The 15062-nt window shown below is 65.1% G+C and carries 13 protein-coding genes; 7 read left to right on the top strand and 6 right to left on the bottom strand.

Annotated features, from left to right (window positions below; all coding sequences use genetic code 11):
- Positions 1–109: 109 nt before the first annotated feature.
- Positions 110–3619, top strand: a complete 3510-nt coding sequence (locus tag IVB18_RS02940) for a PAS domain-containing hybrid sensor histidine kinase/response regulator (RefSeq protein ID WP_247987845.1) — start codon at positions 110–112, stop codon at positions 3617–3619.
- A 40-nt stretch (positions 3620–3659) separates the two neighbouring features.
- On the opposite strand, the gene IVB18_RS02935 is transcribed toward IVB18_RS02940, so the two are convergent.
- From IVB18_RS02935 to IVB18_RS02925, 3 genes are all read right to left on the bottom strand, one after another.
- Positions 3660–4214: a cytochrome P460 family protein gene (locus IVB18_RS02935; RefSeq protein WP_247987844.1), complete on the bottom strand. Its 555-nt coding sequence runs from the start codon at positions 4212–4214 to the stop codon at positions 3660–3662.
- Positions 4215–4286: 72 nt separating this feature from the next.
- A complete protein-coding gene (locus tag IVB18_RS02930) occupies positions 4287–5318 on the bottom strand; it encodes an alpha/beta hydrolase (protein ID WP_247987843.1) in 1032 nt (343 codons plus the stop codon).
- A gap of 36 nt (positions 5319–5354) precedes the next feature.
- Positions 5355–5774, bottom strand: a complete 420-nt coding sequence (locus IVB18_RS02925; RefSeq protein ID WP_247987842.1) for an organic hydroperoxide resistance protein — start codon at positions 5772–5774, stop codon at positions 5355–5357.
- Between the two features lie 197 nt (positions 5775–5971).
- On the opposite strand from IVB18_RS02925, the gene IVB18_RS02920 reads away from it, so the two are divergent.
- Positions 5972–8812: a winged helix-turn-helix domain-containing protein gene (locus IVB18_RS02920; protein WP_247987841.1), complete on the top strand. Its 2841-nt coding sequence runs from the start codon at positions 5972–5974 to the stop codon at positions 8810–8812.
- Positions 8813–8841: 29 nt separating this feature from the next.
- On the opposite strand, the gene IVB18_RS02915 is transcribed toward IVB18_RS02920, so the two are convergent.
- Entirely contained in the window at positions 8842–9513 is a 672-nt protein-coding gene (locus IVB18_RS02915) for a response regulator transcription factor (protein WP_247987840.1), read from the bottom strand.
- A 332-nt stretch (positions 9514–9845) separates the two neighbouring features.
- On the opposite strand from IVB18_RS02915, the gene IVB18_RS02910 reads away from it, so the two are divergent.
- Complete coding sequence (locus tag IVB18_RS02910; RefSeq protein WP_247991946.1) at positions 9846–11471, top strand: MFS transporter; 1626 nt, start codon at positions 9846–9848, stop codon at positions 11469–11471.
- An 85-nt stretch (positions 11472–11556) separates the two neighbouring features.
- Here the strand turns inward: IVB18_RS02910 and IVB18_RS02905 are convergent, their stop codons facing one another.
- Both IVB18_RS02905 and IVB18_RS02900 read right to left on the bottom strand, forming a co-directional pair.
- Positions 11557–12030, bottom strand: a complete 474-nt coding sequence (locus IVB18_RS02905) for a secondary thiamine-phosphate synthase enzyme YjbQ (RefSeq protein WP_247987839.1) — start codon at positions 12028–12030, stop codon at positions 11557–11559.
- An 8-nt stretch (positions 12031–12038) separates the two neighbouring features.
- Complete coding sequence (locus tag IVB18_RS02900; protein ID WP_247987838.1) at positions 12039–12560, bottom strand: hypothetical protein; 522 nt, start codon at positions 12558–12560, stop codon at positions 12039–12041.
- 358 nt (positions 12561–12918) lie between these two features.
- On the opposite strand from IVB18_RS02900, the gene IVB18_RS02895 reads away from it, so the two are divergent.
- From IVB18_RS02895 to IVB18_RS02880, 4 genes are all read left to right on the top strand, one after another.
- On the top strand, positions 12919–13293 hold the full coding sequence (locus IVB18_RS02895) for an AtpZ/AtpI family protein (RefSeq protein ID WP_247987837.1): 375 nt from the start codon (positions 12919–12921) through the stop codon (positions 13291–13293).
- A gap of 110 nt (positions 13294–13403) precedes the next feature.
- On the top strand, positions 13404–14153 hold the full coding sequence (locus IVB18_RS02890) for a F0F1 ATP synthase subunit A (RefSeq protein WP_247987836.1): 750 nt from the start codon (positions 13404–13406) through the stop codon (positions 14151–14153).
- A gap of 53 nt (positions 14154–14206) precedes the next feature.
- Positions 14207–14437 carry a F0F1 ATP synthase subunit C gene (locus IVB18_RS02885; protein ID WP_007599451.1) on the top strand — a complete coding sequence of 77 codons (231 nt, stop codon included), beginning with the start codon at positions 14207–14209 and terminating at the stop codon, positions 14435–14437.
- Between the two features lie 37 nt (positions 14438–14474).
- Positions 14475–15062, top strand: a complete 588-nt coding sequence (locus IVB18_RS02880; protein ID WP_256476688.1) for a F0F1 ATP synthase subunit B — start codon at positions 14475–14477, stop codon at positions 15060–15062.

Here is a 15062-nt window from a genome sequence, read left to right as displayed (position 1 = left end):
CGCACTGCCTGGGCATTTCGCTGTCGCCTGCAGCGGCCCAACGCGCTAGATTTGCAGGGAAAATGAGATCGGCGCGGAGCTGTCGCGCCCTGGGAGAGCGCGCGAGCCAATGCTGCACGATTGGGGCGTGATCGCCGCCGCCTTCGGCTATATCGGCTTTCTGTTCCTGGTGGCGAGCCATGGTGACCGCCGCTCGCCGGCCGGGCGCGGCCGTGCTCCCGGGCTGATCTATCCGCTGTCGCTCGCGATCTATTGCACCTCCTGGACCTTCTTTGGCTCGGTCGGCTTTGCTACCCGCACCTCGACCGACTTCCTGGCGATCTATGTCGGCCCGATCCTGATGATCGGGCTCGGCGCGGGCGTGCTCCGCCGCGTGATCCAGCTCGCAAAAGCGCACAACATCACTTCGATCGCGGACTTCATCGGCGCGCGCTACGGCAAGAGCCAGGCGGTAGCGGCAACGGTGGCGCTGATCGCGATCATCGGCTCGGTGCCCTACATCGCGCTTCAATTGAAGGCGGTCGCCTCCTCGCTCGAAACGATCCTGAGCGAGGACCAGGCGTTCTCCCATATCCCGATCGTCGGCGACATGGCGCTGATGGTGACGCTGGCGATGGCCGCCTTCGCCGTGCTGTTCGGCACGCGGCACACCGACGCCACCGAGCACCAGCATGGATTGATGCTCGCGGTCGCGACGGAATCCATCATCAAGCTGATCGCCTTCCTCGCCGCCGGCATCTTCGTCACCTTCTGGATGTTCTCGCCGCACGAATTGATCGAGCGCGCCATGAAGACGCCGGAGGCGGTGCGCGCCATCAACTATTCGCCGTCGATCGGCAACTTCCTCACCATGACGCTGCTGTCGCTCTGCGCGATCATGCTGCTGCCGCGCCAGTTCCACGTCAGCGTGGTCGAAAACTCGTCGGATGCCGAGGTCGGCCGCGCGCGCTGGCTGTTTCCGCTCTACCTCGTCGCCATCAATTTGTTCGTGATCCCGATCGCGCTCGCCGGCCTCGTCAGCTTCCCGTTCGGCACCGCCGATCCCGACATGTACGTGCTGGCGCTGCCGATGGAGGGGGGCGCGGAGTTGCTCAGCGTCGCCATCTTCGTCGGCGGCCTGTCGGCAGCGACCGCGATGGTGATCGTCGAATGCGTCGCGCTTTCGATCATGGTCTCGAACGACCTCGTGGTCCCGCTGGTGCTGCAGCGAAGGCCGGAGGGCCGCACCGGCGGCACCGATTTCGGCGACTTCCTGCTGCGGTCGCGGCGGCTCGCGATCTTCGCCATCATGGTGATGGCCTATTTCTACTACCGCGCGCTCGGCAACACCCAGCTCGCGGCGATCGGCCTGCTCTCCTTTGCCGCCATCGCCCAGCTCGCACCTAGCTTCTTCGGCGGACTGCTGTGGCGGCGCGCCACCGCGCGCGGCGCAATCGGCGGCATGCTGGTCGGCTTCGCGGTGTGGCTCTACACGCTGTTCATCCCGAGCTTCATGGACTCCTCGACCGCCGGCATCCTGCTGCTCCAGCACGGCCCATTCGGGATCGAGGCGCTGCGGCCGCAGGCACTGTTCGGCGCCGACCTGCCGCCACTGATACACGGCGTCATCTGGTCGCTGTCGCTCAACATCCTCACCTATGTGCTGCTGTCGCTGGCGCGGCGGCCGAGCTCCATCGAGCTGGTGCAGGCCGATCTGTTCGTGCCCAACACCCTTGCCCCGATCTCTCCGAACTTCCGCCGCTGGCGCACCACCGTCACCGTGCAGGACATCCAGACCACGGTTGCGCAATATCTCGGGCCCGACCGCGCCCGGCACTCCTTCGAGGCGTTTTCGGCCCGGCGCAATGTGCGGCTCGAGCACGCGGCGCCCGCCGATTTCGAGCTGTTGCAGCACGCCGAGCACCTGATCGCCTCCTCGATCGGGGCTGCATCCTCGCGCCTCGTGATGTCGCTCTTGCTGCGCAAGCGGACGGTTTCTGCGAAAGCAGCACTAAAGTTGCTCGACGATTCCCATGCGGCACTGCATTTCAATCGCGAGATCCTACAGACCGCGCTCAACCATGTGCGCCAGGGCATCGCGGTGTTCGATGCCGACCTGCAACTGATCTGCTCCAACCGGCAGTTTGGCGATCTCCTCAACGTGCCGCCGCATTTCATCCAGTTCGGCACGCCGTTGCGTGAAATCCTGGAATTCATGGGCGTGAGCGAGCCGGACGATCCGGTCGAGCGCGAGGCCATGCTGGAGCGCCGGCTCGCGGCCTACACCACCGACGGCGAGCCTTATCTCGAGCGCCTGCCCGACCGCCACATGGTGATCGAGATTTTGACCAACCACATGCCCGGCAGCGGCTTCGTCATCACCTTCACCGACGTCACGCCCACGTTCGAGGCGGCCGAAGCGCTGGAGCGCGCCAATGCGACGCTCGAAAAGCGGGTGCGCGACCGTACCGAGGAGCTGACCCGGCTGAATTCTGAGCTGGCGCTGGCCAAGAGCGCGGCCGAAGACGCCAGCATCTCCAAGACGCGCTTCCTGGCGGCGGCCAGCCATGACATCTTGCAGCCGCTGAACGCGGCGCGGCTCTATGTCACCAGCCTGGTCGAACGCCAGCACAGTGGCGAGGAGACGCGGCTGGTCGAGAACATCGACGAGTCGCTCCAGGCGATCGAGGAGATCCTCGGCGCGCTGCTCGACATCTCGCGGCTGGATGCCGGCGCGATGGCGACCTCGATCTCGAGCTTCAAGATGGCCGACCTGATGCGCTCGCTGGAGATCGAGTTCGCGCCGATTGCCCGCGCCAAGAACCTGGAGCTCGCCTTCGTGCCATGCTCGCTCCCGGTCGAGTCGGATCGCCTGCTACTGCGACGGCTGCTCCAGAACCTGATCTCCAACGCGATCAAATATACCCCGCGCGGGCGCGTGCTGGTCGGCTGCCGCCGCCGCGGCGCCTCGCTCAAGATCTGCGTCTACGACACCGGCGTCGGCATCCCCCCGGTCAAGCGCGGCGAGATCTTCAAGGAATTCCACCGCCTGGAGCAGGGCGCGCGGATCGCGCGCGGCCTCGGGCTGGGACTGTCGATCGTCGAGCGTCTCGCGCGCGTGCTCAACCACGACATCGCGATCGACTCCAATGCGGGCGGCGGCTCGGTGTTTTCCGTGACGGTACCGACGGCGAAGGCGATCACCCACACCGCCGCCGTGACCAGCGCGACACCGCTGGCGCGTACGCCGATCTCGGGCGCGTTGATCGTGTGCATCGAGAACGATGCCGCGATCCTCGACGGCATGCGGACGCTGCTGAAGGCCTGGGACGCCGAGGTGATCGCGGTGGCCGATCCCGAAGGCGCAATCGTCGCGATCGAATCCGCCGGCCGCCGCGTCACCGGCCTGCTCGTCGATTATCATCTCGACCGCGGCAACGGCATCGCCGCCATCCGCGACATCCGCCGCCGCTTCGGCGACACCATCCCGGCCATCCTGATCACGGCCGACCGCAGCCCCGCCGTGCAGGTGGCCGCGCGGGATGAAAAGGTCGCGGTGCTCAACAAGCCGGTGAAGCCGGCGTCGCTCCGCGCTTTGCTCGGCCAATGGCGCACGCAGCAGATGGTGGCGGCGGAGTGAGGGCAGTCTCGTTGGCGAAGGCCCGGCGCACCTTCACACCTCAGGGCGCGAGCCGTGTGAAAACGTAATCGTGGCCCTTCGCGCGGGCTTCGTGGCAGGCAAAGCAGGTGCGGTGCTGCGCCTCGTCGACCGGCTTGCCGTTGATGAAACGGCCGAAGCCCCAGCCGCCGGTGGCGGCATATTTGCGCGAATCCTTGACCATGACCTGGACCGTGGTGGCGGCGCCGGGAATCGTCGCGGATGCAAAGTCGGGTGACTGCGTCCGCTTCCAGGCGCGCTTGACGAGAATGGTGCCGTCCGGGAATGGCAGCTTCCCATCCTGATAGGCATCGATCGCGATCTTGTTGCCGACGACGGCGCGCAGCTCGTTCAGTGGAGCCGCTTCCTCGGCCGGCGCGATCAGCTCCCATTGCTTGTAGCCGTCGGGAATGGTGACGCCGAAGATCGGCGAGGCGTTCGCCGTCGCCGGGCCCTCCGCGAGCGCGATCGAGACCAGATACGGCACGCATGTCAGGACAACGACGAGGAACACCGCGGCCAGCACGATGACCGTGCCATAGGGAGATTTTTTCGTTTCAGGTTCGGTGGGCATCATGGCATTTCATCAAGCTGCGATCACGGGTGATCCTCGGTCCAGCCGCGCTGGACCGAGGCATTGAAAGAATTCTCAGGCGCCGCCGTCGGCATCGACGACCGCCTTGGCAAACGCCTTCGGCGCTTCCTGCGGCAGATTGTGCCCGATGCCGCCCGTGATCAGACGATAGTCGTACCGGCCAGAGAATTTCTTGGCATAGGCGCTGGGGTCGGGGTGCGGCGCGCTATTGGCATCGCCTTCCATCGTGATCGTCGGCACGTCGATCACCGGCGCTGCCGCAAGCTTCTTCTCGAGATGCTCGTATTTGGCTTCGCCCTGAGCGAGCCCGAGCCGCCAGCGGTAATTGTGGATCGTGATCGCGACATGATCCTTGTTATCGAGGGCCGCCGCGCTCCGGTCGAAGGTGGCGTCGTCGAACTTCCACTGCGGCGAAGCGAGCTTCCAGATCAGTTTTGCGAAATCGTGCGTGTACTTCTCATAGCCGGCGCGGCCGCGCTCGGTGGCGAAATAGAACTGGTACCACCATTGCAGCTCGGCCGACGGCGGCAACGGCGCGTTTCCGGCGGCCTGGCTCGAGATCAGATAGCCGCTGACCGACACCAGCGCGCGGCAGCGCTCCGGCCATAGCGCGGCGATGATGTCGGCGGTTCGCGCGCCCCAATCGAAGCCGGCGACGACCGCCTTCTTGATGTTCAGCGCATCCATCAGCGCGATGATGTCGACGGCCATCGCCGCCGGCTCGCCGTTGCGCGGCGTCTCGCTGGAGAGGAAGTGCGTCGTGCCGTAGCCGCGCAAATAGGGGATGATCACGCGGTAGCCGGCCTGGGCCAGGATCGGCGCGACATCGACGTAGCTGTGAATGTCGTAGGGCCAGCCGTGGAGCAGGATCGCCACGGGGCCGGTCGCGGGACCGACCTCCGCATAGCCAACGTTGAGGACGCCGGCATCGATCTGCTTGATCGCGCCAAAGGACGCATTGGTTGCCGACGATCGCGTCGCGTCCGTTTCGGCGCGTGCGAGGTCGATCACGCCGAGACCGACGGCGACGGTTCCCGCGGCGACGCCAAAAAACTTGTGGCGATGCTGGTCGATGATCTGCTTCATGATGTTGCTACCTTGTTGGTGGTTGGTGGTGGTGCGTCAGATCAGCGCGACCGTGACGTCGATGTTGCCGCGGACGGCCTTGGAATAAGGGCAGGTCTGGTGCGCTTCATCGATGAGGCCGCGCGCGATCTCGCGATCGAGGCCCGGCAGGCTGACATTGAGGCGCGCCCTGAGGGAGTAAGCGTCCTCATCGAGAACGAGGTCGATCTCCGCATCGATCGCGCATTTCCTGGGAAGGACGATCTTCTTCTTGCGGGCCGCAAGCTCCATGGCGCCTTCGAAGCAGGCGGACCAGCCGGCGGCGAACAATTGCTCGGGATTGGTGCCGATGCCCACAACGCCCGGCGGCGAGAGCCTTACGTCAAGGCGCCCGTCGGAACTGCGCGACATCCCATCCTGTCGCCCACCGGCGGTGTGGGTGCGAGCCGTGTAGAGCAGTTTTGCCGTTTGGCTCATGAGGGTCTCCCTGCTGTCGCGCAATTGCCTATCAGCCGCCGCCGCCGCACACCCGTTTGGTCTTGTGAGAAGTTGTGAGACCGGTGGGGAACCCGCGATTGCGAGGCCTGCATCCACGTTCTGATCGCGATGCAAAGCCGGCCTTGCCGGATCGCGGTCCGCTGGCTATCCGGTTCTCCCAAATGGACAGACTCACCATGACTGAGCCGGCCGCGACCACGGCGGGAATGCTATCGTTCGGGCCATTCACCGTGACGCCGCAGGAGAGGCTCGTGATGCGCGACGGCGTCGTGCTGCCGCTCGGCGCCAAGAGCTTCGATACGCTGATCGCATTGATGTCGCGGCCAAACGAGGTCGTCAGCAAGTTCGAGCTGATGGCCTTGGTCTGGCCCGGCATGACCGTCGAGGAAGCCAATCTGCGCTTCCACGTCGCAGCGCTTCGGAAAGCGCTGGGCGACGGCAAGGACGGCGCCCGCTACATCACGACGCTGTCAGGACGCGGCTATTGCTTCGTGGCGCCGATCTCGCAGGGCGGTCTTCCGACGGAGCGGCGTCCGGCACCGCAGCTCGAATTGCCGCCCGTCAAACTGCCGAACCGGCTGCAGCGGATGGTCGGGCGAGCCGATGCGATCGGCACCGTGTCGGACAAGCTCCTCGCGTCACGCTTCGTCACGATCGTCGGCCCGGGCGGCGTCGGCAAGACCGCCGTTGCCGTGGCGATCGCCCACGACCTGCTCGAGGCGTTCGCCGACGTCGCACACTTCGTGGATCTTGCCGCGCTCAGCGATCCCGATCTCGTGATCACCTCGATCCTGCTGATGCTCGGCCTGCCGGCGCAGACCGATGATCCGTTGCCTGCCTTGCTTGCGCATCTGCACGACAAGAAGCTGCTGCTGATCCTGGACAATTGCGAGCACGTCGTCGCAGCGACCGCGCCTCTGGCTGCCGAGATATTCCGGGCCGCACCGCAGGTCCATATCCTGGCCACCAGCCGGGAAGCCCTGCGCGTCGAGGGCGAGCAGGTCTATCGATTGGCACCGCTTGCCGTTCCGCCCGATGCTCCGGGACTGACGGCCGCTGCCGCCCGGACCTATCCCGCGCTGGAGCTCTTTCTCGAACGTGCGAGAGCCAGCGGCGCGCAGATCGCGCTCGACGATGCCAATGCCGCCATCGCGGCGGGCATCTGCCGCAAGCTCGACGGCATGGCTCTGGCGATCGAGCTCGCCGCCGGCCGGGTCGAAGCCTATGGCTTGAAGCAGACCGCCGCGCTGCTGGATGAACGCCTGAACCTGCTCTGGCAGGGTCAGCGCACCGCGCCGCCGCGGCAGAAGACGCTGCAGGCGACGCTGGACTGGAGCTACGGGCTCCTGTCCGATCTCGAACGCCTCGTGCTGCGCAGGCTCGCGGTTTTCGCCGGGCATTTCACCATCGACGCCGCGCTCGAGGTCGTGCCGGACGAACGCGTCGACCGCGCCCGGCTGTTCGACGCCATCGACAGCCTCGTTGCCAAGTCGATGGTGGCGCCGCGGCCCATCGGCGCCATGATGCGCTACCGCCTGCTGGATACGACGCGCGCCTATCTGCTGGAGATCGAGCAAGACGAAACGGCGCTCGCCGCCCGCCACGCCACCTACTACCGGCGATGGCTGGAACAGGCCGGCACGACGTGGGCGACGGTACCGAGCGCCGACGAGCGCGCGATCCATTTTTCCGCACTTCACAATGTGCGCGCCGCGCTGGACTGGAGTTTCGGGAACGGCGGCGACACCGGCATCGGCATAGCGCTCGCCGCTGCTGCGGCGCCGATCTTTCTCGCGATGTCGCTGCTGATCGAATGCCGGCGCTGGTCGGAACGGGCGCTGCTTGCGATCGATGCTCCCGCGCGCGGCAGCGCCGAGGAAATGCACCTCCAGGCCGCTCTCGGACTGACCTTGATGTTCACCCGCGGCGGCAGCGAGGCCGCGCGCAGCGCCCTCACCAGGAGCCTTGCGATCGCCGAAACGCGCGGCGACGCGCCGAACCAGCTCCAGTTGCTCGGCCGGATGCACATCTTCCACGAGCGGATCGGACAGTTCGACGCAGCGCTCGGCTATGCGCAGGAAAGCCTCGTCGTCGCCGAAGCGCTGGGCGACCCCGCCTCCATCGCCCTCGCCCATTCACTCCTGGGCGTCTCGCTGCATCTGGCCGGAGAACATCGCGACGCGCTGAAGATGCTGGAGCTCGCCTGGCTGGGGCCGGGTACGGAACGCATCAGCACGCTCTATGGCTTCGACCATCGCAACCGGGCCGGCATCTCGCTGGCAAGAGAGCTGTGGTTGCAGGGCCAGCCTTCGCGTGCGCGGCAACTGGCGCAGCAGACGGTCGCCGAGGCCGCCCAGATAGATCATCCGATCACGCTCTGCATCGCATTGATCTGGGCGGTCTCGATCGATCTCTGGAGCGGCGACATCGACGGCGCGGAAGAGAACATCGATCGATTCATCGCGCATGCCGAGTCGCGATCGATGGGTCCTTATCTCGCGGTCGGAAGAGGCGTCAAAGGCGAACTCGCGATCCGGCGTGGCGACGCCGCGGCCGGCATCGAAACGATAAGGGCTTGCCTGCGCGAACTCCACGATGCCGGCTACGAGCTGCTCACCACGACGTTCAATATCGCGCTGGTTCACGGCCTGCTGGCGCTCGGGCAGGTCGAGCAGAGCGCGCACCTGATCGACGATGCGATCCGGCTCGTCGAGCAGAACGGCGATCATCTGTATATGCCGGAGCTGTTGCGCATGAAAGGGAAGGTCCTGCTGTCCCTGCCGCAGCCCGAAGCCCACGGGGCGGAGACCTACCTGATGCAATCGCTGGAGCTTAGCCGCCGCAAGAGCGCGAAAGCATGGGAGTTGAGGGCGGCGATCGATCTCGCCAGGCTCCTTGCCGAACGCGGCCGGCGTCAGGACGGGAAGCTACTGCTTCAATCGGCCCTGGAAGGTTTCGCCGAGGGCGCCGAGACCGCGGATATCAGGGTCGCCAACGAGTTGCAGCGGACGATCTAGGTCGTGCGGCGCGCACCCTAGATGACGGATCACCCCGTCGGGGTGCCCTGCCGCCACTGCCCGCCGGCGATCCTGGCGGCCGCGATCACCGCCTGCGTCCGGCTCTCGACGCCGAGCTTTTGCAGGATCGCCGAGACATGCGCCTTGATGGTGGCCTCGGAGACGCCGAGCTCGTAGGCGATCTGCTTGTTGAGGAGTCCCTCCGACAGCATCATCAAAACGCGCACCTGCTGCGGGGTCAGCGTCACCAAGCGGTCGCGCAGACGCGTCATGTCGGGGTCGGCGGCGGCCGACAGGTCGGTGTCGGCGGGAACCCAGACATCGCCCTCCATCACCTTGAGGATGGCATCGCGCAGCGTCTCGACGCCGAAGCGCTTCGGGATGAAGCCGGAGGCACCGAAATCGAGCGAGCGGCGGATCGTGGCGCTGTCGTCGGAGGCCGAGACGATGACCACCGGGATCGCCGGATATTGCGCGCGCAGATAGATCAGGCCGGAAAAGCCGGAGATCCCGGGCATCGAGAGGTCGAGCAGGATCAGGTCGACGTCAGACGTCTGTTCCAGCAGCTTGGTCAGATCCTCGAAGGAGCCGGCCTCGTCGATCCTGGCCGAGGTCAGGACGCCCGCCACTGCCTGCCGCAGCGCGTCGCGGAACAGCGGATGGTCATCGGCAATGACGAGATGGGTCGAAGGAGCGTTCATCGTTCTCTTGCTGTCGTTCGCGCCGGGCCAGTAGTCCGGACCGACGCCGCGGTCAATTCTTCCCCGACCGGCCGTGGCATGCAAGGGCGCATTATTCCTTTGTTGTAAAGGGGTTAATCCGCCACCGCGCGGCGCCAGTGCCCGCGACGTCAGGTGCGCGTCAGTGCGCAAGGCCGAAAGTCGTATTGGGGCCGGTTTCACGCCGATGTTACCTTTGGGGCAAGACCCAGGTTGATCCGGCCCGCCCGGACATCCGGGCGCGAGGAAACGAATTTTTGGGGAGCGAACTGAATATGTCCACAATAGCTGCAACCTCGGCACGATCGACCGGCATGACGAAGGATGAGCGTTTCGTCATCCTCGCATCGTCGCTGGGTACCGTCTTCGAGTGGTACGATTTCTACCTCTACGGATCGCTGGCTTCGATCATTGGCGCGCAGTTCTTCTCGGCTTATCCGCCGGCAACGCGCGACATCTTCGCATTGCTGGCTTTCGCTGCCGGCTTCCTGGTCCGTCCGTTCGGCGCCATCGTGTTCGGGCGTATCGGCGACATCGTTGGTCGCAAATACACCTTCCTCGTCACCATCCTGATCATGGGTCTGTCGACCTTCATCGTCGGCCTGCTGCCGAGTGCAGCGACCATCGGTATCGCGGCCCCGATCATCCTGATCGCGCTGCGCCTCGCCCAGGGCCTCGCCCTCGGCGGCGAGTATGGCGGTGCGGCGACCTATGTCGCGGAGCACGCCCCCAACGGCAAGCGCGGCTACTACACCTCCTTCATCCAGACCACCGCGACACTCGGCCTGTTCCTGTCGCTGCTGGTGATTCTGTTCACCCGCACCGCGACCGGCGAAACCGACTTCGCGGCATGGGGCTGGCGTATCCCGTTCCTGGTCTCGGTGCTGCTGCTCGGCGTCTCGGTCTGGATCCGGCTCCGCCTCAATGAATCGCCGATCTTCCAGAAGATGAAGGATGAGGGCAAGAGCTCGAAGGCGCCGCTGACAGAGGCCTTCGGCAACTGGCAGAACGGCAAGCTCGTGCTGCTCGCGCTGCTCGGCGGCACGATGGGCCAGGGCGTGGTGTGGTACACCGGCCAGTTCTACGCGCTGTTCTTCCTGCAATCGATCCTGAAGGTCGACGGCTATACCGCCAACCTGCTGATCGCCTGGTCGCTACTGCTCGGCACCGGCTTCTTCATCGTGTTCGGCGTGCTGTCGGACCGCATCGGCCGCAAGCCGATCATCCTCGGCGGCTGCCTGATCGCGGCACTGACCTTCTTCCCGATCTTCAAGATGATCACCACCAACGCCAACCCGGCGCTGGAGAAGGCGATCGAGCAGACCAAGGTCGAGGTGGTGGCCGATCCCGCAGGCTGCGGCGACCTGTTCAACCCGGTCGGCACCCGCGTCTTCACCTTGCCTTGCGATACCGCCCGCGCCTTCCTGTCGCAGTCGTCGGTCAAGTACTCGACCAGCAGCGGCGCCGCCGGCTCCGGGGTCAAGGTCGTCGTCAACGGCAAGGACGTGGCTTACGCAAACGCCAAGGACAGCAACCCGGCGGTGCTCGCTGCGGTGCAGGCGGCCGGCTATCCGAAGGCGGGTGACGCCGGCATCGTGAAGATGTCGAATCCGTTCGACATCTTCCGCCCGCAGGTCGCCGCGATCATCGGTCTGCTGTTCATCCTGGTGATCTTCGTCACCATGGTCTACGGGCCGATCGCGGCGATGCTGGTGGAACTGTTCCCGACCCGCATCCGCTACACCTCGATGTCGCTGCCCTACCACATCGGCAACGGCTGGTTCGGCGGTCTGTTGCCCGCGACCGCATTCGCGATCGTGGCCTCGACCGGCGATATCTACGCGGGTCTCTGGTATCCGATCGCATTCGCGGTGATCACCGCCGTGGTCGGCTTCCTGTTCCTGCCCGAGACCAAGGACGTCGACATCAAGGCGAACTGATCGCCGAAGCCGGCGCGCGACGCCGGCTTCCGCCAGCAACGAACCGGCCGCGGAGCGATCCGCGGCCGGTTTTGCTTTCGGCGCCTTATTGGTTGCCGCCGATGAATTGCAGCACGATCTCGCGCCGGTGCGGACGGGCGCGGTGCTCGACCAGATAGATCGCCTGCCACGTTCCGAGCGCCAGCGCGCCGTTCAGGACCGGCACGTGCAGCGAGGTCTGCGTCAGCATGGTCTTGACGTGCGCCGGCATGTCGTCCGGCCCCTCGGTATCATGGGTCCAGCCGGCATTCTCCGGCGCGAGCCGCGACAGCGCGGTGGTGAGATCGACCAGCACCGAGGGATCGGCATTTTCCTGGATCGTCAGCGAGGCCGATGTGTGGCGGATGAACAGCGTCAGCGCGCCGTCGCGCGCGTGAACCTCGTCGATGAACTTCGCGACTTCGCTGGTGAGATCGGTGAAGCCGCGCCCCGGCGTCTGCACAGTGAGCAGCGACGAGGTGACGGTGGTGGCCTGCACCGTCGATGGTGCCGAGCGCGTCATGTGCTTCTCAGGTGTCATTTAAACTCTCAAATCTTTCCCGACACGTCCTTCTGCACGCGGTTGGCCATGTCGATCAGCCGCCGCCAGGCTTTCTCCAGGAACGACATCACGCGGTCGACGTCCTGGTCACTCGGCAACGGGATCTCGATCTTGCGGTCGCCGTCGGCGACCTTCGGCGGCGCCTTCTTCAAGGGGTCGGACTTCGGCAGCGCCTCGTCGACCTTGCCCGACACGGTCGGCCCGGCCGCGAACTGCCCCTTCAACTTCTCCACCTCGGCCTGAAGCCTGCCGATCTCGGCATCGAATGCGACGCGCTCGTCAGGCACGGCGTAGCAGGCCCAGCCGGTGCCGTTCTTCGTACAGGTCGACATCGTGCCGGTGCGGGTGTCGAGCCGCAGCACGCCCTCCGGGATGGGTGTCATGGAGTAGCGGCCGTTTTCGCTGTCGGGCGCGGATTGCGCGGCGACGAGGCCGCCGCTGATCGCAATCACAGCGGCGAGCGCCAAGGCTGCAAGCCATGATGTTGTGGATGATTTCGCTGGTCTCATCGCGCTCTCCGCCACGGCGCTTCTGCGGCTTTCCTGCAAGTCTACACCTCGGCAGGCGAATCCGCCGCCAATACCGGTCCATGAAATTAACGACCGCGGCGATCCCTTTGATCCTCGCACCACGGCGAAATGTCGGCCGCGTCGGCAGATCGCGCGGGGAGCTGCTGCGGTGCGGCGTCACGCTGTGTGCAGTGCTGGCGTGTACGGCAATATCGTCAATCAAATCAATCGTATAACCGAACGCGACGTGATCGTGACTTGGCTTGACTTGATTATGTGCGCTCAGTATGGTCCGCGCGGCTTTTGAGGGTGGCGGGCGTAATTTCCAGTTGGCCGCGGCGTTTCGGGTCTTTGTTGCATGGCACAGAGCACGGGACACGGCGAGAATGGAAATGGCGATAGATCGTCCGAGGAAGCTGCGCTTTCCGAACGGCTCGGAAAACTTGATCAGCGGTTGTCCGAATTTCGGGACCGACGGATCAAGACCGAGCAACCCGCAGGTGACGGTGAAGACAGAGCGGCCAGAGCCTCGGCGATGGCGCTTGGTTTCCGGTTATCCTCCGAGTTGATCGCCGGGGTCGTCGTCGGAGCGGGGATTGGCTGGGGTTTCGACCGCTTGCTGTCGACGTCGCCTTTCGGATTTATCGTGTTCCTGCTGCTGGGCTTCGTGGCCGGCGTGGTGAATGTGGTGAGGACGGCGGGTGCGGGTCAAAACAGGCGCGGTGGTTCTTAGCTGATCCGACAGGAAAGGAACTGATCGTGCCGGCTTCGCCGGTACGGGCCGGCCCGGCCGGCAGACCGAGACCCGCCGGCTAGTCCGGCAGACCAAGAGATGCCGCGCTGATGAAAATCGATCCGATCCACCAGTTCAACATCGAGCCTCTCTTCACGATCGGCCATATCGGCAATCACACGATCGCCTTCACCAATTCATCGCTGTACATGCTGGTGGCGGTGGCGGTGATCTCGCTCCTGATGCTCGCCAGCGGCACCCAGCTCGTTCCCGGGCGCCTCCAGTCGGTCGCCGAGATCTCCTACGAGTTCGTGGCTTCGACCATCCGTTCGACCGCCGGCGCGGAAGGCATGAAGTTCTTCCCGCTGATCTTCTCGCTGTTCATGTTCATCTGCGTCTCGAACCTGGTCGGCATCATCCCCTACACGTTCACGATCTCGAGCCATCTGATCGTCACCGCGGCGCTTGCGCTGCTGGTCTTCTTCACCGTCCTGATCTACGGCATCTACAAGAACGGCCTGAAATTCTTCAAGATTTTCGTTCCCCACGGCGTCCCCATCTACATCCTGCCGCTGGTCATGTTCATCGAGATCCTGTCGTTCTTCCTGCGGCCGGTCTCCCACAGCGTCCGTCTCTTTGCCAACATGCTGGCCGGCCACATCGCGCTGAAGGTGTTCGCGGGCTTCGTCGCCATGCTCGGCTTCTCGCTCGGCGCCGTCGGCTGGATCGGTGGCGTGCTGCCGCTGGCGCTCACGGTCGCGCTGACCTCGCTGGAGCTGCTGGTCGCGTTCCTCCAGGCCTATGTGTTCGCGATCCTGACCTGCATCTACCTCAACGACGCCATTCATCCGGGACACTGAGCGGTCCGGGGAATTCCCACCCACAACCCAATCTTTCTTCCAAGGAGTCAAAAATGGATCCGGCAGCAGCAAAACTTATCGGCGCGGGTATCGCGTGCATCGGCATGGGCGGTGCGGGCGTCGGCGTGGGCGTGATCTTCGGCAACTATCTCGCCGCAGCGGTTCGCAACCCGTCGGCCGCTCAGGGCCAGTTCGGCAACCTGATCTTCGGCTTCGCCGTGACCGAAGCGCTCGGCATCTTCTCGCTGCTGATCGCGCTGCTGCTGCTGTTCGTTCCGCTCTGAGGACGTGCTTCGCGCCGCTTCAACCGAAGCGGCGCGCATGACAGCAAAGGAGTACTCCATGGCTGAAAGTCATGGCGGCGCAAAAGGTCCGGCGGCGGGCGCTCACACCGAGGCTGACGGTGGTCACCACGGTGGCGGCTTTCCGCCGTTCGAGAGCAGCACCTTTGCTTCGCAATTGGTGTCGCTCGCGATCTTCTTCGTCGTGCTTTATGTGATCGTGTCAAAGCTCGCTCTGCCGCGTATCGGCGGTGCGATCGAGGCGCGTCAGAACAAGATCGAGGGCGACCTCGCCGAGGCGCAGAAACTGAAGGACCAGTCCGACGCGGCGCTGAAGGCCTATGAAGGCGAGCTCGCTTCGGCGCGCGCGCGGGCACAGGCGATCGGCAACGAGACCCGCGACAAGCTGAACGCTCAGGCGGAAGCCGAGCGCAAGGCGCTGGAAGAGCAGTTGGCGGCCAAGCTAGCCGGGGCGGAGAAGACCATCGCCTCGACCCGCACGGCTGCCATGAGCAACGTCCGCGGCATCGCGGCCGATGCGGCAGGCACGATCGTGCAGCGGCTCACGGGTGTCGTTCCAGACGCTGCGTCGGTCAATGCCGCCGTTGACGCGTCCTTGAAGGGTTAG

Origin of the sequence: Bradyrhizobium sp. 186 (assembly GCF_023101685.1) — a bacterium.
GTDB lineage: Bacteria > Pseudomonadota > Alphaproteobacteria > Rhizobiales > Xanthobacteraceae > Bradyrhizobium.
Note: the sequence above shows the minus strand (reverse complement) of the source record. Positions and strands in the feature narration are given on the sequence as shown.

What these genes read in the sequence shown, in the direction of transcription:
- IVB18_RS02915 (WP_247987840.1), bottom strand. Translation starts at nt 9,513, where the DNA reads ATGAACGCTCCTTCGACCCATCTCGTCATTGCCGATGACCATCCGCTG.
- IVB18_RS02900 (WP_247987838.1), bottom strand. Translation starts at nt 12,560, where the DNA reads ATGAGACCAGCGAAATCATCCACAACATCATGGCTTGCAGCCTTGGCG.
- IVB18_RS02885 (WP_007599451.1), top strand. Translation starts at nt 14,207, where the DNA reads ATGGATCCGGCAGCAGCAAAACTTATCGGCGCGGGTATCGCGTGCATC.
- IVB18_RS02925 (WP_247987842.1), bottom strand. Translation starts at nt 5,774, where the DNA reads ATGAGCCAAACGGCAAAACTGCTCTACACGGCTCGCACCCACACCGCC.
- IVB18_RS02880 (WP_256476688.1), top strand. Translation starts at nt 14,475, where the DNA reads ATGACAGCAAAGGAGTACTCCATGGCTGAAAGTCATGGCGGCGCAAAA.
- IVB18_RS02890 (WP_247987836.1), top strand. Translation starts at nt 13,404, where the DNA reads ATGAAAATCGATCCGATCCACCAGTTCAACATCGAGCCTCTCTTCACG.
- IVB18_RS02930 (WP_247987843.1), bottom strand. Translation starts at nt 5,318, where the DNA reads ATGAAGCAGATCATCGACCAGCATCGCCACAAGTTTTTTGGCGTCGCC.
- IVB18_RS02940 (WP_247987845.1), top strand. Translation starts at nt 110, where the DNA reads ATGCTGCACGATTGGGGCGTGATCGCCGCCGCCTTCGGCTATATCGGC.
- IVB18_RS02905 (WP_247987839.1), bottom strand. Translation starts at nt 12,030, where the DNA reads ATGACACCTGAGAAGCACATGACGCGCTCGGCACCATCGACGGTGCAG.
- IVB18_RS02920 (WP_247987841.1), top strand. Translation starts at nt 5,972, where the DNA reads ATGACTGAGCCGGCCGCGACCACGGCGGGAATGCTATCGTTCGGGCCA.
- IVB18_RS02910 (WP_247991946.1), top strand. Translation starts at nt 9,846, where the DNA reads ATGACGAAGGATGAGCGTTTCGTCATCCTCGCATCGTCGCTGGGTACC.
- IVB18_RS02895 (WP_247987837.1), top strand. Translation starts at nt 12,919, where the DNA reads ATGGCACAGAGCACGGGACACGGCGAGAATGGAAATGGCGATAGATCG.
- IVB18_RS02935 (WP_247987844.1), bottom strand. Translation starts at nt 4,214, where the DNA reads ATGATGCCCACCGAACCTGAAACGAAAAAATCTCCCTATGGCACGGTC.